We start from the raw sequence: 23,340 nt of genomic DNA, 5'->3' as shown, positions 1-23,340 counted from the left end.
GAAAGGAAAGACTTTTTCAAGCTAGATAATTAGATGTCTATTTTGGTTTTTAGCTAACTATTATTCCTCCAAGACTTACACCAATTTCAATCATTCCTGCTAATTCAAAGGCTTCCTGAGAGGTTAGTCCAGAGCGCAAGGTTTGGGATGATGAGTTAAGTCATTCCAACTCCACGGTATAATTGCTCATCCTAACCTCTATACTGCTGTATTGTCTTTACGAGTATGGATCCAAATCTAATTGAAGTAAGGGTGAGCTAACCTAATGGTTCTCTCTATGATGTGGCCAGACTTTTCCAAATTTCCCCATGCCTATGCTGGGTTTTGTTTTGATCAATAATGTGCTCTGTTTCTCGGGTTAGGGCTCGTTTATACTCTCCCCAATTATATGTATGCCATTGTTTACAGCTAGTTTTCCCTTCTGTATTGAGAATTAATTTAAATAAACTGGTCAGTATGTTAACTTATTCGCTTACCCAAAAATTAATTGACTGAATGAGGCTTAAGTCATACCTCTCCAACAGTTACCTTCTGTCAATTCATTCATGTGACAATGTTTTTGTTTTTTTTGCGCAAATAACCAAAATTCATTATTGCTAACCTGTGAGGTTTTCATATTTTCTACACGGCCATTATGAATCATTTGTTTTTCTTAAGAGGCTGCCCTCACCAAACTGACTACTGTATTATAGGCCAGATTCACTGTTCGACTAATTCATCTTAAGCTATTACCTTCAACATGAGTCTGTAGAACCATGGAAATTTTCTTATGTCCAGCTTTTTGCCAGTAGTAGAAAGTGTCAGCATTGTAGGTGAAAGTTTGTAGGCATTAAGGACAATAATATCGTTGATAACATTACGAGTCTTTCCATGCTTATGAATTCTCTTATGGCCACAAAAAGAACATTCCATAATAAAGAACATTCCATAATAATTTAGAGTATTTAGGAATGATACTTATCCTATCGTTTTCACACTTTTCTTGAGATTAAGTAAATTTTATTTTGACGACGGTAGCAATTATAATCTTAGCTCAATTTTCCTAACTTTCTACTTCAGATTCTGAATAAAATGCTTTGTATTTGATTTAATTTATGAGTCAAGAACAGTTACGATTAACTTTTCTATATTTTTGATGTTTGGATCACCAGCTAAATATCCAATACCTCGATGTAAGTGTAGACGAAATTGACTAGCTAGGGTTTCTTGATCTATACCTATTCCATCATTATGGCAACGTTGCTTAAGAGCTACTAAAAGAATATCAGCAAATTTCCCTCCAAAAATTCTCCATGTTAATTCTAAATTGCTATCAGCAGGAATTGGCACTGGAGAGGGAATGCTTAATTCTGCCAAAGAACAACAGAATGCCCAACGGCAAAGGATATTCCACTGGTCAATTTTAGTATTACGTTTAAGCTTAGTTAACTGTTCTTTAGCTACTTGAGAAAGTCGTATTCTTTCAATTGGTGGTTCCATAAAATTTATGAGATATAGCTGTAGGTAATTAGGATAAAATTAGATTTTTTTTAGCCGCAATAAATAGTAGGATAATTCTATGTTTATTAGATAGCTGCAATTAAGTTGTTTATCGAATAGTTTAGTTACTAAAAATATCTTTAGAGATTATTGATACAAATCAAAATTTATAGCTTTGTAAATAGGTCAACAAAATTAATTACACATTTTTTAAAGTTAAATCTTTTATACTATATATCTATATATTAGAAAACAGATCAACAAAATTAATTACACATTTTTTAAAGTTAAATCTTTTATACTATATATCTATATATTAGAAAACAGATCAACAAAATTAATTACACATTTTTTAAAGTTGAATCTTTTATACCATATATCTATATAGCAATCCTAAGTAGGTTGCGGCAAAATTTCATACTGAAAAAGTTTTGGGAAATTGAATATTTGACCATCCGCAAAAAACTTAAATAGCCACTTAACTACTTTAAAAGAACTGCAAAGATGATAAAAAGTAATACTGAAATTTTTGGTTTGTAACCAAATATCTTCAACAGGATTTTGCTCCGGAGCATTGGGAGCAAATCTTGTACAATTTATCAACAATTCTTCTTCTGATAAGTATTGATTAATTGTCATTAAATATTCTCGAAATTCTTGAGAGTTATGGTAAGTTGCCCCATCCCAAAATATTGCCAATTTGTTGCCCGGTCTTTGCTTCTGCAAATATTTAATAAATTCAATAGTATTTTTAGTATTTCCACTCTCATATTCTTGCACAAGAAATTCCTTGGTTTTATAGTCTAAAGCTCCATAATAAGTCTGTCTTTCTTTTTCATTTTTAATTGCAATTTCTATTCTTTCATCTGTTTTTCCCCAAGCATAACCTAATATGTCTCCCCATAGAAGATGACATTCATCAATCATAAACACTGTAAGCTTTCCAGTTTCTATTTCTGGTTGCCATTTAGCTAAAAATTCCTGTATTTCTTTTCTTTTAACTTCTACTAATTCATCATTTTTAGCAGGATTCTTTTTTTGAGTTTTTTTCCAACTTATGCCCGCTTCTTTAAACAAGTTATAGTAACTTTGATTAGACTCAAAAACCACATCATATTGCTCCTGTAAGTAGTTTTTTAAATCTGATAACCTAAGATAATCTTGTGCTCTCAACCACTCAATTGTTTTCTCTTTTTCGACCGTTTTTAAGTAACCTTGTCTCCCTTGATACTGAAGCCTTAAACTTTCTACACCATGAAATAATGCTTGGTTTTTCCATTCACTAATAAAACTGTGAGAAACATTTAATAATTCTTTGACTTCATGGTAGGATTTTCCTGACAAGGTCATTTTTACGGCCAAGGCCCTTTTAATTTCTTTAGACTCTTTTGTTTGATTAATAAAATCATTTAGTTTATCTATAATATTCATTTTTTGTCTTTTTCTTAGATCTGTTATTCTTACTATTATATCTGTTGCGACCAATATGGGATTGCTATATATTAGAATATCACATAAAATTACTGAGGGTAATTTTTTTATAAGTGCTTATTTCTGCCTAAAATGTTTAATTACTATATATGCTTGGTATTCCTGTATGATCAAATTACGGTGAAGCCATTGCCTGATTATAATGATTAATAAAATATTCTCATAGCACCCAAGTAATTTTCGCGCCTTCTGAGAATAAAGATCAAGTTTTCCTAACATTGTGCGATAAATTATTTGAAGTCAAAGTATTGTTTAATCTTTCACTTGTAGGTAGTTAAACCAGTTTCTTTAGCTATTCCTATAATACTTTCAGTCTTTATAGCTAATAGTTTTTTAGAAGAACTTTGTATTTTCCAGTTTTAATTTATAAAGTACTAATATAACTTTGAATTTTTATACATATTTTTCAGAAGAGACAGCTTACGAAAAGTCATAATTTTACTATGTAATAAAATGTACGATAAACCCTGCCAAAATCACACCAATAATTATAGCAATAAATTCAGTAATAACATACAGCGCTTTCTGTTATTATGAGGTACTCTAATTCGGTCAATATGCTTGCACTACATGATTTTGACAAAATACATATACATAATTTGCCCAAAATCTGTTGTAACAGCAAAAAAAGATTAATGTTATTTTTATCATATGATTGATTTGTTCCCAAGCACCATATCCTATCCGTGGCATTTACGAAATTTTGTCGAGACAGTTTGCCAAGGTTGTAGCTTCTGGGGCAAAGAACGCCAATGAAAACTAGAGTAAAGAATATAGAATATACTATTGATTAGCATTTGGTTTTGGCCCTCATTGAGAGAGGTTTTTTTAGTAGAGGTTCGAGTAGTTCTCACTGGCGAGGGCTTAGAGCCCTGGCTAAAGATTTTCAAGAAATTTATGTGACAATTATCATGATTTTTTCTACTTTCCTACCTTGAATACTTTTTGATAGCTATCTTTAGCTTTTTTTTTACAAATAGTCTCTAAGAAACACAACTTTTTAATGATTTTTTTATTCTATTAGGATACTCTTTTATTTCTTTATACTTTAGTACATATTCTAATTGAGGATATAAATCTGGAAATGTTTTATTCATCATATATATAAGGAGAATCAAAAATATTTTCTAGCCTATGAAAAGTAGGTGCTATAAAGATAAGTTTTGTGTATAGATAGTCGATAGTATAAGCCCCAATTTTATAGTTTTACCCAAAAACTTTCGGACAATTTTTGAAGGCACTATCGACACAATTTGAAACTTTCTCAAATTCCTTTAATCTTTGTTTTATCTATATCTTTAAAACTGCCCACTAGTTTTCAATTTTGTTTAATTTTAGGGAAGAAGGTAGCAGATACCAAGCTTCACAAACTGCTTCCTCTAACATTTTTTTATTTTCTCCCCTTTCTGAAAGGTATGAGATAAAACTACAGCCAAAACTCAAATAAATAACGATTATATTAACCTTCAAAGGTTTAAGGTCCAAATAACTTTTTCTCTCTTGAGGTCCCAATTTTACCTGAAGGGGTCATAGGTAGGACTAAAAAGTTGACATAACATGGTTTGTAGCTTTTATACCTCTCTGATAATTGAGCCGTTTTTTGAGGGTAATTGGCTATCAATTCCTCTGCTTCTTCTACAAACATAAACAAGGAATTTAACTAAAATTGACCTTTATTTACTATAGGAAAATGGCTATTTCGTCGATATTTTCTTCCTTTTTAAGTTAGACAATTTACATAATTTCCTACTCCTTTTTCACAAGTTCTTTTTCCAAAAATTAAGTATTAACAATAAGCTAAAGTCATCAATAATGTGATGGAAATTAATCCTTCACCTTTGACTTGAATCTTTTTCCAATTATACCCTAATTTCTTAAAATGCTAAAACATTTATTCAATACATATCCGTATTTTTTTCATAAGCATTTATTGTTATTTCTAAATCACATGAATTTGTTAATATAAATTATGCCTTTCCTGTCATATTTTCTCTATATTTTTATTGTATTTTTTTTGCAATATTTATCAGCATAAAAAACTTGAAGTTCTTAATATTGTTTCATTCAAAATATAAAGATATTCTCGGCTTTATTCCTAATTCTATTAGAGCTATCTACAGTTATTTTGATATTTTTATATACAAGCTTTTTTTCAAGATAAAACAAAAATATGTCTTTTATTGAATTTTAAATATTTAGATAGTTTCATACTACAAAATTATTTATCTCTTAAAACTACTTTTTGGAAATCAGAAAATAAAGCTAAAACTTTAGATAAAGATTCTTGCTGTCTCCTAAAATTACTATTCCTTTTTTTTCTCCAGGGCAAGCTCATCTAAAATTTTATTGACAAATCAATATTTTGATTATCTGCTTGCAATACAATCTTTTCAAGAAATTATAAATATCACATAATTTTCATCTTATCGGTTTTTGCCACCTAATAATTGGAATATATTTTCGTTACTAAATTAATCTCAAAATCTGTTAGGCTCATAGACTCATAAAAAATACTATTTTTCAATGATTGTTAAGATGAGCTGAACTTCCTTTTTTGTCAAAATTAGTAATGTAAATTTATATGCTATGACGGTTATAAAATGGGCTTATAAATCATGAATTTACTAATTAAATTGATTTATATCTATCGCAATTGTTAGAATTTTCCTAGCTTCAAAGTTTGATTGAATTTAATCTTTTAAAATTGGAAACTATAGAGTTTTAAATTTTAGTATTTTTAATGGTAAAACCTTTCATAGCACGACAACTAAAATTGAAAATCATAGAATTTAAAATCTTAGTATTTTTAATTATAAAAACCTTTGCATAGCACGATAACGACTCTAAAAATTTATATGTTTTCCATTTAATTTGCCAGACTTTATCAACTTATTTATCGGTATTCTTTAATTATAGCAATCAAAACTTTTAACATTAACCAAAAATTGAATTTTAATTTATTTTTTTAAATGTTTATTATATAAATAATCTAGTTTATTAATTATTATTAAATAAGTCTTATTTAGAATATATAGGCTCATCTTTTTTGATCATATTTTAGTTGTGCTATTTGATATTGAAGGCTTTTTCAATTTTTTTTCACCTCCCAGAAATTTAACTTCTTCTCTCTCTTTTTTTTCCTAATTTTAAGGTATAAATTTTCTCCCTTTTATGACTATACCTATCAGAATAATTGTTTCAATTATAAAGTGGTTATTCATAAACATAAAAAAAGTTTATTTTTCTCTAATTTTGATATTTTCCCCTAAATTTTTGTCTTTTTTATTTGTCTATTTATTCATATCCATAATTTTTTTTACGCATAATTCCTATTTTTCGACAGAAATAGCTAATATTTTTTTGAGTAATATTATCTCCCCATAGTTTTGCCATTTGCTGTTGATTTTTGTCTTTATTTTCTATGATAAATTGTTTAGTTTTTCTTCGTCTTTAAGTCTTTGTGGTCTTCTTTTCTTGGTAATTGCTTGATCATCCCCTACCTCTTCTTCTTTACTTAACCATAAATCTGTATTATGGCTAATATTTAGCATTTGAGACTCATGTTGCTTTTTTTGTCTTCTTTTTACTGCTTTAATTGCTTTGCTTCAGAGATAATAGTCATGAGATACTGGCTAGGCATACTCATAAAATAAATTTTTAAGGTTTTATCTATGATAGTTAATGTCTTAATTTTAATGCGTAAAACTATATATAGCAGCCGCCACAACTGTTAAGATACTTTCTTGTTGGCAGTTGCCTTTTTTCTGTTGCCTTTTAATCAAAATACGATGTCCTAATTAATATGTCCCTTACTATATATTTCTACAGTAAAACTTGGGATGAACGCTCTCCTTTGCTACTGAGAACAAACTTGATCTCGGTTACAGAAAAATGCTGATATTGTGTATCACTTTGCAGGGTTTTGCCTATCTACTGCAGTACTCTATAAAGCTTAAAGTCTTGGCAAAATCTAATAGACATCTCTAAAATAGAAAATAAGGTAAAATTATCAAAACCATTTATGTATACAGTCTCCCAAATGAATCCAACTTTAGAATATATTTATAATCATCCAAAATAAACAAAAAGAATTATTGGTATTACTTATGAACAGCTAATAAAATTAATAGAAAATGCCCCAAGAATAGAATCATAAAAAAGTCGGCGATCGCGAAAACAGAAAAAAGATTAATTAAAGCAGGTGGAGTCAGAAAAAAGAATTTAACAAAGGAAGAATAAATAATTTTAACATGATTTTATTTACATCAAATACCAAGTTTTCAAACATTAGGAATTAACTTTGGTATAAGTGAATGAAGTGCTAATAATATTTTTCATTACTGGATAGATATTCTCAGATAATTACTGCCAGCAAGTTTATTATAACAAGTAAAAAAAAAGAAAATGAATTGGAATGGGTAAAGGAGATATTAACAGAATTATAATTAATTGTAGATAGTACATAACAAGGCATAGAAAGACTAATTAAATATAAAAACCAAGAAAAATATCAAATATGAAAAAAGAAAAATTATACTTTTAAAAATAAAATAATAACGACACTAAAATGAACAGAAATAGTGGATGTAATAGTAGGAGAAAAAGGTCCAGTAAGTGATGTAAAAATATTAAGAAAACAACCGGATAAATTTGATGAAAAACAAAAATTTTAAGGAGATAAAGCTGATGAAGGAGTAGAAAGAACTACTACACTAAAAAAGAAACTAAGAAAAAAATAAATGCTACCATAAATCAAAGAAGAAAATCAAGAAAAAGCAAAAAAAATAATATTTGTATAACATGTAATAAGATTAATTAAAATATTTAAATTTCCTAGATAAAGATTTAGATTAAAAGATAATAATTATCAAAAATTAATTTTAACAATATGTGGTTTAGTGTGAATAATAATTGGCTCATTTATATTATTAAAAATCATCAAAAACTGAGATAAAAATAATAAATCAAAGTCTAATAAATATTTGAATTAGTAATACGAAGTATCTCTAATGCCCATAAAACTGTACAAATTAACTATCTTCAAGGTGAGCTAACGCTCCACTAAAAATAGTTAGTATAAGCGTTTGAGTATTTTTGGAGATGTCTAATAGGGTGGGATTGATATTAGCGAAGAATCTAGCAGTTTCATGAAAATCTGGGTATGGGTTGGACACAGCTAAGGAAGCTCTATGGAACAGTCATTCTGCTTTTAGGGTAGAAGTAAAGTAAACATAGAGACGGACTCAAAGTACTCGAAATCAATTACATTGGTTGGACTGAGGGAATTAGTTAAAGGGATGATCAAAGGCAGAAGATAGGTAGGGCTTCAAACTACTAGCAATAGACTAATTGTTAAAGGGGAAGAGATAATATAGATTGAATGGGGGACTAGGGGTAGTTATTGTCAATCTTGGTGAAACTGTTTAGATTCAAGATTAGCTTAATAAATTAGAAAAAAATATTTTAAATATCTATTAAAATTAGCTTAATTAATAAATTTTTCCTAGTAAATGGTAATTTCAAATTTACATAAATTTTTGACTCATCCTATTAATAAAAAATCCTATCAAGGGGTGATATTTTGGTTTAGTATTAGCATGACTTTTGCTGTTATTTATGGTTTTTTAGCAGTTAAAAAAGCTTTTATTAGTAGCCTTAGTGTTCAAGATGATGCTAGACAACATATTTTTTGGATGCAACGTTTTTTTGATCCTGATTTATTTCCTAATGATTTAATTGCTGACTATTTTCAGTCGGTGGCTCCAGCCGGATATACTTGGCTTTATAAAAGTGCAGCATTTGTAGGAATTAATCCGTTGATTTTAGCAAAAATTATTCCTTTTATCTTGGGTTTAATCTGTACTTACTATATTTTTAGAATTACTTTAGAAATATTGCCGGTCCCAATGGCAGGGTTTATTGCTACTTTGGTAATGAATCAGGCTATTTGGATGAAAGATGATGTGGCTTCGGCTACGCCTAGAGCATTTGTTTATCCATTTTTTATGGCTTTTTTATATTATTTAATCTGTGGTTCTTTAGTCAGAATGGGGATAGCGATCGCTCTGGTGGGATTATTTTATCCACAGTATGTTTTTGTGGCTTCTGGAATGTTAATTTTGAGGTTGATTTGCTGGAGAAATGGCAGGTTTCAATTCTCATCGAAAAAACAAGATTTTATATTTTGTGGAGTGGGTTTAAGTATGGCATTTTTTATTTTATTACCTTATGCTTTAACTTCTTCGGAATTCGGACCTGCTATTAGTCGAGAAGCAGCAATGAAATTAAGAGAATTTTATCCCAATGGGAGGAGTACATTTTTTCATGTTCATCCAAAAGATTTTTGGTTAACTGGCAAACGTAGTGGAATGTTTCCTAAGTCTTTGTTTACTCCTGCTACTCAATGTGCGGGGTTAGTATTACCCTTTTTATTGTCTTTTGGTTCTGCTTTTCCTTTAATTAAAAATATTACTAGCCGTATTTGGTTATTACTGCATTTATTATTGTCATCTTTGGGAATGTTTTTTATTGCCCACGTCTTACTTTTTCGACTACATCTTCCTAGTAGATATACAGGATTAAGTTTCCGCATAATTATTGCTTTGGCAACGGCGATCGCTCTTACTTTGATTATTGATGCTTTATTTAATTGGGCAAAAAATATACACAAGTTTCCTGTTGCATTTCGGGGTATTATTTCTTTAAGTTTAATAGGTTTAATTCTGGCATCTCTGGTGTTATATCCTTCTTTTGTTAAAGGTTTTCCTCTGGTTAAATATAAGGTGGGAAGGGCTACATATTTATATGATTTTTTTCAAGAACAACCTAAAGATATTCTGATTGCTTCTTTGGAAGAAGAGGCGAATTTATTACCTACATTTGCTCAACGTTCTATTTTGTTGGGTAGGGAATATGCTATTCCTTATCAAGTTGGTTATTATAGTCAATTTCGCGAACGAACTATAGATTTAATTGTGGCTCAATATAGTTCGGATTTAACGGATGTTAAAGATTTTATTCAAAAGTATGGAATTGATTTTTGGATGGTACATCGTGGTGCTTTTACGCCAGAATATGTTGAGGATAATAGTTGGTTAATGCAATATAAATTTGCACAAGAGGCGGTTACTTTTTTGCAGTTAGGAAATATTCCTGCTTTGGCAACAACTATATCTAATTGTGTTGTTTTTCAGAGTGATAGTTTATTTGTTTTGGATGCTAATTGTATACTTAGGAAGGGTGTAGGGGAGTAGGAAGTAGGGAAGTGTGAGAGGAGTTAGTCTAGTAGAGTAGTGGGCTATTGCATCTAAAACGATGCAATAGCAAATTTTTAAATGACTTTCTCTTGCTAGAATAGTAAGTAATTCCATAAAATACTCCATTAGAGGGGATGAAGAGTGAATATAACTATAATTCATTCATTTCCTGAAGCACCACGATGCCAGGGATAAGTTATAATGTTTTCCAACTATTGCGCAATAGTTAATTCATTCATTTTCTGAAGCATTACGATGCCAGAGATAAGTTATAATGTCTTCCAACTATTGCGCAATAGTTAATTCATTCATTTTCTGAAGCACCACGATGTCAGAGATAAGTTATAATGTTTTCCAACTATTGCGCAATAGTTAATTCATTCATTTTCTGAAGCACCACGATGCCAGAGATAAGTTATAATGTCTTCCAACTATTGCGCAATAGTTAATTCATTCATTTTCTGAAGCACCATGATGTCAGGGGTAAGTTATAATATATTCCAACTATTGCGCAATAGTTAATTCATTCATTTTCTGAAGCACCACGATGCCAGAGATAAGTTATAATGTCTTCCAACTATTGCGCAATAGTTAATTCATTCATTTTCTGAAGCACCACGATGTCAGGGGTAAGTTATAATATATTCCAACTATTGCGCAATAGTTAATTCATTCATTTTCTGAAGCACCAAGATACCAGAGATGAGTCTAGAAATTTTCTGACTATTGCGTATAGAGCAATAGTTAATTAATTTTCTAAAATACCAGAATATCAGAGGAGTATTAATTAATCAGCGTACTGTAAAATAATTCAAGTCTTGATAATCACAAAATAATGAAAGATAGAAATAAGACATTACAAGGTAGAACCGCTAGACTGACAGATTAAGGCCAGAATATTGGAAGAGCGATCGCGTTATTATTTGCCTCATCTGGTGCCAATGTAGTGATTGATGGTCATCGCAATTAAAAAGCGATGGAAGAAGTTGCTGAAAAAACTCGTGATTTAGGGGGATCAAGAAATAGCGGTGATGGCTGGTGTGAATAATCCTGATACAGTACAAAAAATGGTTGATTTTGCTATTGAAAAGTTTGGTGCAGTTGATATTGCTGTCTCTAATATTTCCCTGGAAAAAAGACAAAATTTTTTAGATATCTCCCTTAAAGATTGGCATGAAGTAATTAAAACGAACCTTAATTCTGCATTCTATCTAGCTAAGGCTATAATTCCAGGGATGAAAGCTAGAAGATGGGGTCGGATTATTTATATTTCTGGTTATTATGGTTCAATAGGTACACTATACCAAGCTCATAATGTTACCTGTAAAGGAGGTCTTAATGCTTTTGCTAAAGCGATCGCTACATAATTTGGACCTTACGGAATTACTGCAAAGAGGGTTAGTCCAGGGACAATTGATACTATCCGTATTTCTAAAGATTACCCCAATTTAGACACTAAATACGAAATTATGGAAAAAATGATTCCTGTGGGTCGTCTTGCTTCTTGTCAAGATATAGTTGAAACTTGTTTGTACATTGCTTCAGATTGTAGTGGCTTTGTTAATGGTCAAGTTATTAATGTTAATGGTGGTGGCTTGATAATTACTGCCCATTTAGATCCAATTATTTAACAACTCTACTCCTAATATAAATTGGACTTTTACCTTGGCCTAATTTACCTGAAAAACTTTGGCCTAGACGTCAATCTATAGACTGTTAATTGCAAATAACTATATTTAACAAAAAAAAATCAACAATGGTTCAAATTGTAGATAGCACCCTAAGAGAAGGAAGGCAGACTGCCCCTGGGATAAATTTTAGTTGGGAACAATCCCTGAAGATTGCTAAACTACTTCATAGTCTGGGCATTGATATAATTGAAGTCTGCCACCCTGTTGTTTCTATTGAGCAAAAACAAATTGTCCGAGAAATTGTAGCTTCAAATCTCTGCCCAGTTATTGCTCATGCACGTGCTAATTTAGCTGATATTGAGGCAGTCAAAGAAACATCGGCTCAATGGGTTGGTATATTCTTGGGAATTAATGAAGAAACTAGGCTGACTCGTGCGAGATGGACTATTAGCAAAATTTTTAACTGCATCAAAGAGTCAGTAATGTATGCCAAAACCCTTGGTTTGAAGGTAAGATATACTGCTGAAGATGCTTCTCGCACTGACTATTGTTTGCTAAAAAGCGTTTATAGTGTAGCTATAGAAGCTGGTGCAGATTGCATTTGCTTTTCTGATACAGTAGGAATCATGGAGCCTAATGAGGTTACTGAGACGATTGAAAAGTTGAAGAGTGATTTTTCAACAGTACCTTTAGAAGTCCATTTTCATAATGATCGGGGTTTGGCAATGGCTAATGCTCTTGCTGCTTCTGATGCTGGCGCAGAAAGGATTTCTTCTTCTGTTAACGGGTTAGGGGAAAGATGTGGCATAACTGATACATTAGGTCTGTTAGTTAATCTTTATTATAAGGGACTGCGTTCCCTACCGTCAGGAGAGATAATTCAACGAACAAGTAAGTATGTAGCAGCTTTTTCGCGTTACCCTGTTAATTTTAACCAACCAATCTCAGGGGGGAATGCTTTTATTCACACTGCTCATCTACATCAAAAAGCAGTCAAACGTGATCCTTCTAGCTATAGCTGGATTTTGCCAGAATATGTGGGGAAAACTATGGAGTTATCTGGTAAAAGCATACCCTCTGTTCATTCTTTATTTCTTACACCAATAGTAAAGTGTGCTAGTGAGCTTGGATATCATAGATATGGAGATAGTGTAGGACATTTGATGATTGATGAGTGCATGGTTCCAAACTGTCGGCAATCTTGTATTGTACGTGAAATAAGAGTGGTGGAAGAAAAACCTCTTGCTTATGTGGATGTTCAGACTCTTTATGTAGATAGCTTGTTCTTGTTTTTAGGTCACGAACTTGGTATGAAAGGATTGCAGGTTGAAGTATGTCTAGGACAAGTTGTTCAAAAAATTGATAGTCCAGCAAGTGTGTTTATTCCAGCAGGTGTAGCTCACACTTATCGAATTCTTAATGGTAGTGGCTTTTGCATAAACCACGTTCTTTCTGGTTCTTATAATGATAGTCTTTTAGAACCTTTAGATATATCTAGCAATAGTTATAGCTGAGCTCAGGACTCAGAATTCAGAACTCAGAAGTTAAATTCTTGCTATGACTAAAATTGAGAGGTGTGAGAATGTTCTAAGATTAATGGGGGCTGCTACATGTAAAGTTTTTGGCAGAAATTGGAGGCAATGATTGCTACGGTTAATGAATTAGGTGGCGATGCTGGTTTAGTCTTGGGAATTCAACTTACTCGAATGTTAATTCTCCTGTTTGTTGCCCCTCTGCTAAGAAATTTTATAGTTAAGAAAGAGAAACCTATTGATATTGTGTCAGAACAATAAAATAACTGAATTATTGGGATTATGCCAAGGAAAATATTAGCAGTGATAGTGGTCAAGTTCACTCATTAAGGATACATATTCTTTGTTAATAGCAGTTACTAATTAATGGGGTATATTTTCCCAGGGTAAGCTCATCTAAAATTTTATTGACAAATAAATATTTTTATAATTCTATCGCAATACAATTTTTTCAAGGAATTATAAATATCAGAGAATTTTCATCTTATTGATTTTCCCAGCTTAACAATTGGAATGTACTTTCGTCACTAAATTAATCTCAAAAGCTATCAGGGCAATAAGATTAGAAAATATACTATTTGTCAATCATTGTTAAGATGAGTTGACAAATAGTATATTTTCCAGCTAAATACTTACAAATTTCTAGAGTCTAATTATCAATAAAAAAGTCAGTTGCTTCTAGTGCAGGTCTTCCTTCTAAACGAGCAAATAAACCACCACTACCAAACCCATTATTACTACCATTTTGGTTGTAATATAAATTGCCATTACTTTGATTATAGACAATAAAAGCATTACTTTTTATCGCAGCATTGTTACTATCAACAACCTCAAATTCTTGAAGTATACTTCCAGCTAAACTTTCTATTTTGCTGAAGGTTGTTCGAGACAAAACAATGGTATCTTCATCTAACATGAAATCTACTATTTTATCTACACCTATATCTCGTCTCCGAAAATTACGACCTGTGTCATAAACAAAAGTATCTACACCTGCAGCACCAGTCAAAGTATCATTTCCTGCCCCACCATTAAGCTTGTCATTACCACTTCCTCCGTTGAGTCTATCTTTACCGCTTCCTCCAATGAGGATATCATCTCCTCCTCTACCTATGAGTTGATCATTTCCTCCTCTTCCATCTAATCTTTCGTCTCTGTTACTACCTGTAAGTTTGTCTGCTCTACTAGTTCCTATTCCTTTATCAAGTTCTATTTTGGCGTACAGACCTGCTGTTGTTCTTGCGTCTTCTAATACTCGAAATTCTCGGGTAAATGTTCGACCTTTATCTTGACTAAAGCCGAGTATTCTAATAGTATAATCTTTTCCTTTATATTTGAAACTACTATCAGTAACTTTGTTAAGAGGAAAAACAAAATCAGCACTTTCTTGAGGGTTGCTGGTGTTAGTTGTTGCAACAATATCAAAGTCAAACTCAAAAGATTCGGTACGTCTAATTGGGTCATATAATTCTAGTTCTATATCCAGGGGTACTAATTCAACACTTGTATTAGTATTAACTGAGCCATTAAAGTAGATTAAATCTCCTACTTTGAACTTTTAGTTGAGTGGAAAAAGGATCGATGACAAAGCTCAGTTCATTTGGGTATGTTCGAGAGTTTGCTGGAGATCCCCATTTAAATGAGTGAGTATCAACACCTACAAAAACTGGAGCTTGGTTATCTTTCCCTGGAATAGGTTCTCCCCATTTACTATTAAAGAAGCCTGCAAATTTAAGTGCCATAATGAATAAATTATTTGATGAAATTGAAGAAGTTTTATTGATAATTTAATTCCATAAAAATATTATTGATAATATTTGTATACTTTTTTTTATATTTGCTTTTTATATGAACAATATCTGAGTTATTTTAAATAAATATTTATTGTATTTTTTGTCATTAGTATCAAAAGAATATTTAGATAATAACTGGAGTTGAGACTAAATTCTGGGAGCAAGGAAAAAATAAATCTGAGAAGGATGTTAACATGATACTTATAACTAAAGATTAATATAAGCTTTTGGTATGTAATAAGTAGATGTCTCCAAAATCAAAATTAAGCTATAATCTTGGGGTTAATTTGTGAAAAAATATACTAATGAACAAAATATTAGAGTATATAAATTACTACCCAAAAGAAGCCAAAATAGTTATAGATATTAATACTAAGTGATTTAAAAAATTAATAGGAAATTCTCAATTTATATCTGAAAATAAAAGAGCATAAATCAATAAATAAGTATATTTTGATTTTTTTTACGATTAAGATGATATAAATTCACTTCAAATTAACTGTGCAGAAGCTCTTAAAGTCAGTATAAAAAGATTAAGATATCTAAGTTTTTATACTTACCTATTTAGCTCAGATAAAAAAATGATTTATAACATCAGAGGTTGGTAGAAAAAAAGATTAAAAGTGGAATAATAAATTATTTTACTTTTATACGATTTACATCATATACAAATATTTTAAATCCTATAAATTAACTTTGAAGCAACTGAATTAACTGCTAAAAATATGTTTTATTCTTGGGTAGATGTGGAGATAATTATTGCTACAAAGTTGATTATAAAAATTATCAGAAAAAGAAGATAAATATTTATGGATACAATAATTTTTAATAGAATAAGAATTAATTTTAGATAGCACAAAATAAAGTATAAGTAGGCTGAATGATGATAACAAGAACAAAAAAATCTGAAAAACAAGAAAAAGTATACATTTAAAAATAAAGTAATAACTACTATTGAATAAGATAAATAGTAGATGTATTCATATAATAAGGAGGGTAAAAAATTGATATAAATTTACTTAAAAAATAACCAAATAATTTAATCCAAATAAAAAAAATAGGTCGATAAATTATATAAAATTGCCATTGCCTTAAAAAGTACGATACATAAAGCTAATAAAACGGCAATAAAAAATATAAATTTCACTATAAATCAAACAATAAAATTTAAAAAAAGCGAAAAAAAATAATCTTTATAGAATATATGATTAGATTGATAAAAATATTTTGATTAGTTAGGGAAGGCTTCAGATTAAGAAGAGAATAAGAATTAATTTTAGATAGCACAAAATAAAGTATAAGTAGGCTGAATGATGATAACAAGAACAAAAAAATCTGAAAAAAAAGAAAAGGTATACATTTAAAAATAAAGTAATAACTACTATTGAATAAGATAAATAGTAGATGTATTCATATAATAAGGAGGGTAAAAAATTGATATGAATTTACTTAAAAAATAACCAAATAATTTAATCCAAATAAAAAAAATAGGTCGATAAATTATATAAAATTGCCATTGCCTTAAAAATCACGATACATAAAGCTAATAAAACGGCAATAAAAAATATAAATTTCACTATAAATCAAACAATAAAATTTAAAAAAAGCGAAAAAAAATAATCTTTATAGAATATATGATTAGATTGATAAAAATATTTTGATTAGATAGGGAAAGCTTCAGATTAAGAATAGAATAAGAATTAATTTTAGATAGCACAAAATAAAGTATAAGTAGGCTGAATGATTAGAACAAGAACAAAAAAAATCTGAAAAAAAAGAAAAGGTATACATTTAAAAATAAAGTAATAACTACTATTGAATAAGATAAATAGTAGATGTATTCTTATAATAAGGAGGGTAAAAAATTGATATAAATTTACTTAAAAAATAACCAAAGAATTTAATCCAAATAAAAAAAATAGGTCGATAAATTATATAAAATTGCCATTGCCTTAAAAATCACGATACATAAAGCTAATAAAACGGCAATAAAAAATATAAATTTCACTATAAATCAAACAATAAAATTTAAAAAAAGCGAAAAAAAATAATCTTTATAGAATATATGATTAGATTGATAAAAATATTTTGATTAGTTAGGGAAGGCTTCAGATTAAGAATAGAATAAGAATTAATTTTAGATAGCACAAAATAAAGTATAAGTAGGCTGAATGATGATAACAAGAACAAAAAAATCTGAAAAAAAATAAAAGGTATACATTTAAAAATAAAGTAATAACTACTCTTGAATAAGATAAATAGTAGATGTATTCATATAATAAGGAGGGTAAAAAATTGATATAAGTTTACTTAAAAAATAACCAAAGAATTTAATCCAAATAAAAAAAATAGGTCGATAAATTATATAAAATTGCCATTGCCTTAAAAATCACGATACATAAAGGTAATAAAACGGCAATAAAAAATATAAATTTCACTATAAATCAAACAATAAAATTTAAAAAAAGCGAAAAAAAATAATCTTTATAGAATATATGATTAGATTGATAAAAATATTTTGATTAGTTAGGGAAGGCTTCAGATTAAGAATAGAATAAGAATTAATTTTAGATAGCACAAAATAAAGTATAAGTAGGCTGAATGATGATAACAAGAACAAAAAAATCTGAAAAAAAAGAAAAAGTATACATTTAAAAATAAAGTAATAAATACTATTGAATAAGATAAATAGTAGATGTATTCATATAATAAGGAGGGTAAAAAATTGATATGAATTTACTTAAAAAATAACCAAATAATTTAATCCAAATTAAAAAAATAGGTCGATAAATTATATAAAATTGCCATTGCCTTAAAAATCACGATACATAAAGCTAATAAAAAGGCAATAAAAAATATAAATTTCACTATAAATCAAACAATAAAATTTAAAAAAAGCGAAAAAAAATAATCTTTATAGAATATATGATTAGATTGATAAAAATATTTTGATTAGTTAGGGAAAGCTTCAGGTTAAGAGATGGTAATTATAAAAAAGTATTTATAAGAATATGTGGCTTAGTTAGATTAAGAATAGGAAGCTTGATTTTAGTATAAATTCAAAAGAATTTAGTTTAAAAAAAAGAGGCAATAAAATATTGAATTATTAATAATAAATACTCTAAATATTTAGAATGGCGTTCGATTAGATAATGTATTTTTTACAATTATTAAGAATCCTTAGTCAAGGGAAAGAAGGATTTGAAAAATTTTTGGAGGTGTCTAGTGATTAATATTATTTGTCTTTTTTGATGAGTTTGGATAATATTTGTATTATTCAAATTATTTCAAAAGTTTTGCGATCGCTTAATTTTTTCTATAGGACAGGCTGGGAAAAATAAACTTAAAAGCTATTATAATGCTGATGCTTGAAAGAGTTTTAGTAAGTTTTGATGCTTGTCTTTCGGTGAGTTCGACAAGTTTCAGGTTAGCTTAAATTAGTTTAAATTCTAGTAATAAGTAAAACTATAAATATTGTCTAAACGCCAGATATAAAACAATTTTTTTAACCATAAATGGAGAGTTTAAACTATCAGGATAATCTGGCATTTGTGGGTTAAAATAATGATAATTATTCGCAGAGATAGAAAAGGTTTATCAAGGAATATTTAAACAATTTATACTTTCTATTTCAATTGTAATTGAATAACTAAAGTGAGGTAAAATAATTGATGAGTAAGTAGTGTTTGATGAATTAGAAAAAGATATTAGGCAAATAGAAATTTCTATGGAAGAGAAGAATAAAAATTAAATGGGTAGATATGTTTTTGTTTCTTTAGGATGATTAGATTTGAAATATTCTGGAAGTTACGCTTACGGGACAATGTGGGTATCTTCAACTAGAGGGGCTTTGACTGCTATTTTGAGCTGAGGTAATGTATTCCTCTTTTTTTTATAAAAATACTACCCACTCCTAGCTGAAGGGGTGGGTCATTTATTGTCTCTGTCTAGTTTCTGTCTAAATTTAGGATATGAATAGGTTTCGTGTCGCACAGCGAAAGGCTCTGATCAGCTTTTCGAGACTTTGTTTAAGTATTCCCAACAATTTTGAGATGTACCTATTGGGTCTACTTTGATAATTTTTTTGCCAAGCTTCCAGGCTACATACTCTAAAATTTGAAGAAACTGACTAAAGGCTGCACCCTGCAAAGACTTATTTAATCCTAATTTGACTGACTGACCATTGGGTAAGAACTTACTATTATCGGGAGACTAATATTTAGGAAGCATAACGTACTAACCAAAATATTTGGGATAAAAATATTTGGCAGAGGTGGTGCGTTATATTCTATTAACGCATCCTACCTTACAAGATAACTGCTAAATTAAAGCTGCCATTTTCACATCATTAGTTGCCAACAACTCCTGTAACTCATCAGAGTCAACAGTCTCCTTATCAACCAACATCTCTGCCAACCTATCCAAAATATGACGGTTGCCTACTAAAACTTCTTTAGCACGACGATAAGCTTGGTCTACCAAATTACTAACCTCATCATCAATAGCAGCAGCAGTTTCCTCAGAAAAATCACGCTCAGACATAATATCTCTACCTAAGAACATATTACCGTTCTGACGACCAAGAGCTACAGGACCGAGGCGATCGCTCATTCCAAACCTAGTTACCATCTGGCGGGCCACACGAGCCACTTGCTGCAAATCATTAGAAGCTCCAGTGGTGACCTCTTCATCACCAAAAACAATTTCCTCAGCAAGACGACCACCCAAAGCTACAGCCATCTGATTTTGTAGGTAAGCGCGAGAATACAAACCAGAGTCCATTCGGTCTTCACTAGGAGTAAACCAAGTTAAACCACCAGCTCTACCACGAGGAATAATACTAATCTTCTGTACTGGGTCATAATCAGGCATTAAAGCTCCAACCAAAGCATGACCAGCCTCATGATATGCCACTAACTCCTTACGCTTCTCGCTCATTACTCGATCTTTCTTTTCTGGGCCAGCCAATACCCGATCAATGGAATCATTAACTTCATCCATAGAAATTTCAGTTAAATTGCGACGAGCTGCTAGAATAGCTCCCTCATTTAATAGATTAGATAAATCTGCACCAGTAAACCCTGGTGTCCGACGGGCAATTTTTTCTAAGTCTACATCTTTGGAGAGACTTTTGCCACGAGCATGAACGTTGAGAATTTCAAGACGACCTGCATAGTCGGGGCGGTCTACTACTACCTGGCGGTCAAAACGACCAGGGCGGAGTAGGGCAGCGTCTAAAACATCAGGGCGGTTAGTAGCAGCTATAATAATAATACCTGTGTTTCCTTCAAAGCCATCCATCTCGGTGAGTAGCTGGTTCAAAGTTTGTTCTCTTTCATCATTACCACCACCTAAACCAGCACCTCTTTGACGACCTACTGCATCTATTTCATCTATAAATACGATACAGGGAGCACTAGACTTGGCCTGTTCAAATAGGTCTCGAACCCGGGAAGCACCTACACCTACAAACATTTCTACAAATTCAGAGCCGGAGATGGAGAAGAATGGTACTCCTGCTTCCCCAGCAACAGCCTTAGCTAATAGAGTTTTACCTGTTCCGGGAGGGCCTACTAATAGTACACCTTTAGGAATTTTGGCTCCTATTGCTGTGAAGCGATCGGCATTTTTGAGGAAGTCTACTACTTCTGTTAGTTCTAGTTTGGCCTGTTCAATACCTGCTACATCGCTAAATGTGACTTGGGTTTGAGGTTCCATTTGCACTCTAGCTTTAGATTTGCCAAAGTTCATCGCTTGACTACCAGGTCCACTTTGAGCCCGTCGTAGTAGGAAGAACAATCCTACCAACAATAGGATAGGGAAGAATAAACTGCTTAATGCTCTGACCCAGAAACCTTCTTCATTCTGAGGTAGTACTGAAATATCTATATTGTTTTGAGTGAGTATGTTAATTAGGTCCGGGTCATTAGGTAGATTAACTCGGACTACACTGCCGTCAGCTACTTTGACTCTAGCTACTGTCCGGTCAGCGCTTATATCTACTTTCTCTACATTTTTGTTTTCTACTTGCTGAATAAACTGACTGTATTTCCAGGTTTCGCGAGCTTGGGGTTGTTGATCGAAGAATGCTGTTGCTAAAGCGATGACCACTATTGCCAATAGGGCATACAGGCCAGCGTTTCTCCACTTTTTATTATTCACAATTAGTTACTCCTCTTAGTTTTTTAGGATATGGGATCTATTTTATTCAATCTTTGTATATTAACTTATGTTAACTTATCTTTAATATTTTATCACATTCCTAACTATAGTGCTACGGGCAAGTCAGGAGTTAAAATTCAAAATTCAAAATTCAAGATTTAAATCATTAAGGAGTCATACCTGACTGAACTTTAGCATTTATAAGTGCCTTAATCTTTGCCTTAACTGCCATAAGTAATAACTGACATGACTAATTTGAACTATCTAGAAACTTCAGGATGGCTGAAGTCGTTAAAAGAGGGAAAATCAATAGATTACAATTCTAATCCTTTGCCTTGGTATTCTTATCCTGCTATTGAATTTATTGAAGATAAATTAAAGAGTGATTTCCGAGTATTTGAATATGGGAGTGGGCAATCAACTTTGTGGTATGCTCAAAGAGTAAAAGAGGTAATTTCTGTAGAACATAATCCTGATTATTTTTGTCAAATAAAAAGTTATACCCCAGAAAATGTCATACTTTCTTTATTGGAAGATCAAGAAAAATATGCTGCTGAAATTAATAGATATAATGATAGTTATTTTGATATAATTGTAATTGATGGAATTAATAGGGGACGTTGTGCTGAGTTGTGTTATCGGAAATTAACAGCAAATGGCTTGATAATTTTTGATAATTCGGATCGAGAAGAAAGTGATGCGTCCCTGGAGTTTCTCCAAGAAAGAAAATTTAAACGGTTAGATTTTTACGGATTACTTCCTACTCAAAAATATAAGATTTGTACTTCTATTTTTTGGCAGGATGAAGAACTATTTAATCGGGCTAGTTTGCCTAGTAAAAAAAATTCTTGTTTGGGTATTTCTTTAGGGCAAGTTGAGGCAATAAATAAAAGAAAAAATAAAAATAAAGCTAGTCAAGATAATCAGATTTTAGCTTGTTACGAAGCTATTAAAAATCAACCCTATTTTGCTGAAGCTTACCAGAGATTAGGGGATATGTGTTATTCCCAAGGTCAAATTGAAAAGTCTATTCGTTCTTACAAGAAAGCAATAGAATTACAACCAGATTTGGCAGTAGTTTATGCAAAGCTAGGCAAAATTTATTACCAAAAGTCTCAGCTACAAGAGGCGATCGCTTATTATCAGAAAGTTATTACACTTGAACCAAAATCGGCAGATATATATTGGGGTATTAGTCAGATTTTACAACAACAGGGCAGATTATCTGAGGCGAATATTTATCGGCAAAAAGCATTAGAAACTGAACGAGATCTAACTGTAAAATCATTTGCTTTGAATCAGCTAGATCTTAAACTTGCCCCTTACTTAACTTGGGAAAATGGATTTTTTATTGAAGCTGGAGCGAATGATGGGATAAGTCAAAGTAACACTTTATATTTTGAAAAATATAAAAACTGGCAAGGTATCCTGATAGAAGCAATACCAGAGTTAGCGGAAAAATGTAGAGTTAATCGCTCTAAATCAGTAGTAGAAAATTATGCTTTAGTTCCTTTTGATTATGGTCAAGATTATATAAAATTGTACTATTGTAATCTGATGTCTTTTGTTGATGGAGCTATGAAGTCGGAGGAGGAAAAAAAGGTTCACTTAAAGGCGGGTTGCCAAGTCCAAAACATTAATCATAGTTATGAAATAAATGTACCAGCAACGACATTAACTGCAATTATTGACAAGTATGGAGTTGAAAATATAGATTTGTTTTCGTTAGATGTTGAAGGTTTTGAATTAGGTGTGTTGCAAGGTATTGACTTTGATAAATACCAACCCAAATTTATGTTAATAGAAGTACGTTTAAGAGATAGAAAAACAATTGACTCTTTTTTAAAACCATTATATGAACCTATTGCAGTACTATCTGATTCTATAAATCAGACTCTACCGGAACGGTCTTATCAAGATATCTTATATAAAGCTACTAATATCAAATCCCGTTAAATACTTATTATATAGTTGGAGGAGATGGGGAAGTAGGGAC

General features: G+C 30.9%; 11 protein-coding genes and 2 pseudogenes. 6 read left to right on the top strand and 7 right to left on the bottom strand.

Going from position 1 to position 23,340, the window contains the following annotated elements:
- Positions 1-1,092: 1,092 nt before the first annotated feature.
- The 3 genes from dndE to TERY_RS37400 form a co-directional block, all read right to left on the bottom strand.
- Positions 1,093-1,479 carry a DNA sulfur modification protein DndE gene (gene dndE, locus TERY_RS18065; protein WP_011613143.1) on the bottom strand — a complete coding sequence of 129 codons (387 nt, stop codon included), beginning with the start codon at positions 1,477-1,479 and terminating at the stop codon, positions 1,093-1,095.
- A 393-nt stretch (positions 1,480-1,872) separates the two neighbouring features.
- Positions 1,873-2,910 carry an IS630 family transposase gene (locus TERY_RS18060; protein ID WP_011610772.1) on the bottom strand — a complete coding sequence of 346 codons (1,038 nt, stop codon included), beginning with the start codon at positions 2,908-2,910 and terminating at the stop codon, positions 1,873-1,875.
- Positions 2,911-6,389: 3,479 nt separating this feature from the next.
- Complete coding sequence (locus TERY_RS37400; RefSeq protein WP_370495792.1) at positions 6,390-6,521, bottom strand: hypothetical protein; 132 nt, start codon at positions 6,519-6,521, stop codon at positions 6,390-6,392.
- 539 nt (positions 6,522-7,060) lie between these two features.
- Between TERY_RS37400 and TERY_RS37395 the strand changes: the two are divergent.
- The 5 genes and pseudogenes from TERY_RS37395 (at position 7,061) to TERY_RS33510 (ending at position 13,650) form a co-directional block, all read left to right on the top strand.
- Positions 7,061-7,332: pseudogene (locus TERY_RS37395) on the top strand (transposase family protein).
- A gap of 1,148 nt (positions 7,333-8,480) precedes the next feature.
- Complete coding sequence (locus tag TERY_RS18050) at positions 8,481-10,223, top strand: hypothetical protein (protein ID WP_011613142.1); 1,743 nt, start codon at positions 8,481-8,483, stop codon at positions 10,221-10,223.
- 1,034 nt (positions 10,224-11,257) lie between these two features.
- Positions 11,258-11,857 (top strand): annotated as a pseudogene (locus TERY_RS37390) (SDR family oxidoreductase).
- Positions 11,858-11,982: 125 nt separating this feature from the next.
- Positions 11,983-13,371, top strand: coding sequence for a LeuA family protein (locus TERY_RS18040; protein WP_011613140.1), 1,389 nt, complete (start codon positions 11,983-11,985; stop codon positions 13,369-13,371).
- Positions 13,372-13,497: 126 nt separating this feature from the next.
- A complete protein-coding gene (locus TERY_RS33510) occupies positions 13,498-13,650 on the top strand; it encodes a hypothetical protein (RefSeq protein ID WP_155994482.1) in 153 nt (50 codons plus the stop codon).
- A 388-nt stretch (positions 13,651-14,038) separates the two neighbouring features.
- On the opposite strand, the gene TERY_RS37385 is transcribed toward TERY_RS33510, so the two are convergent.
- From TERY_RS37385 to ftsH3, 4 genes are all read right to left on the bottom strand, one after another.
- Positions 14,039-14,926 carry a choice-of-anchor K domain-containing protein gene (locus TERY_RS37385; protein ID WP_081432561.1) on the bottom strand — a complete coding sequence of 296 codons (888 nt, stop codon included), beginning with the start codon at positions 14,924-14,926 and terminating at the stop codon, positions 14,039-14,041.
- Positions 14,916-15,131, bottom strand: coding sequence for a hypothetical protein (locus TERY_RS18030; protein ID WP_044136906.1), 216 nt, complete (start codon positions 15,129-15,131; stop codon positions 14,916-14,918). The genes TERY_RS37385 and TERY_RS18030 overlap by 11 nt, the downstream gene beginning before the upstream one ends.
- A 4,059-nt stretch (positions 15,132-19,190) precedes the next feature.
- A complete protein-coding gene (locus TERY_RS33505; protein WP_155994481.1) occupies positions 19,191-19,331 on the bottom strand; it encodes a zinc ribbon domain-containing protein in 141 nt (46 codons plus the stop codon).
- A 171-nt stretch (positions 19,332-19,502) separates the two neighbouring features.
- The gene (ftsH3, locus tag TERY_RS18025) at positions 19,503-21,344 is read right to left on the bottom strand and encodes an ATP-dependent zinc metalloprotease FtsH3 (protein ID WP_011613138.1); all 1,842 of its coding nucleotides are present in this window, start codon (positions 21,342-21,344) and stop codon (positions 19,503-19,505) included.
- 246 nt (positions 21,345-21,590) lie between these two features.
- Here ftsH3 and TERY_RS25670 point away from each other — a divergent pair, with 246 nt between their 5' ends.
- Positions 21,591-23,300, top strand: coding sequence for an FkbM family methyltransferase (locus TERY_RS25670; protein ID WP_011613137.1), 1,710 nt, complete (start codon positions 21,591-21,593; stop codon positions 23,298-23,300).
- Positions 23,301-23,340: the final 40 nt, after the last annotated feature.

This window comes from Trichodesmium erythraeum IMS101, from assembly GCF_000014265.1.
Lineage (GTDB): Bacteria > Cyanobacteriota > Cyanobacteriia > Cyanobacteriales > Microcoleaceae > Trichodesmium > Trichodesmium erythraeum.
Note: the sequence above shows the minus strand (reverse complement) of the source record. Positions and strands in the feature narration are given on the sequence as shown.

Coding starts and splice junctions, on each gene's coding strand:
- TERY_RS18050 (WP_011613142.1), top strand. CDS start 8,481: ATGGTAATTTCAAATTTACATAAATTTTTGACTCATCCTATTAATAAA.
- TERY_RS33510 (WP_155994482.1), top strand. CDS start 13,498: ATGATTGCTACGGTTAATGAATTAGGTGGCGATGCTGGTTTAGTCTTG.
- TERY_RS18040 (WP_011613140.1), top strand. CDS start 11,983: ATGGTTCAAATTGTAGATAGCACCCTAAGAGAAGGAAGGCAGACTGCC.
- TERY_RS18060 (WP_011610772.1), bottom strand. CDS start 2,910: ATGAATATTATAGATAAACTAAATGATTTTATTAATCAAACAAAAGAG.
- TERY_RS37400 (WP_370495792.1), bottom strand. CDS start 6,521: ATGCTAAATATTAGCCATAATACAGATTTATGGTTAAGTAAAGAAGAA.
- TERY_RS18030 (WP_044136906.1), bottom strand. CDS start 15,131: ATGGCACTTAAATTTGCAGGCTTCTTTAATAGTAAATGGGGAGAACCT.
- TERY_RS25670 (WP_011613137.1), top strand. CDS start 21,591: ATGACTAATTTGAACTATCTAGAAACTTCAGGATGGCTGAAGTCGTTA.
- dndE (WP_011613143.1), bottom strand. CDS start 1,479: ATGGAACCACCAATTGAAAGAATACGACTTTCTCAAGTAGCTAAAGAA.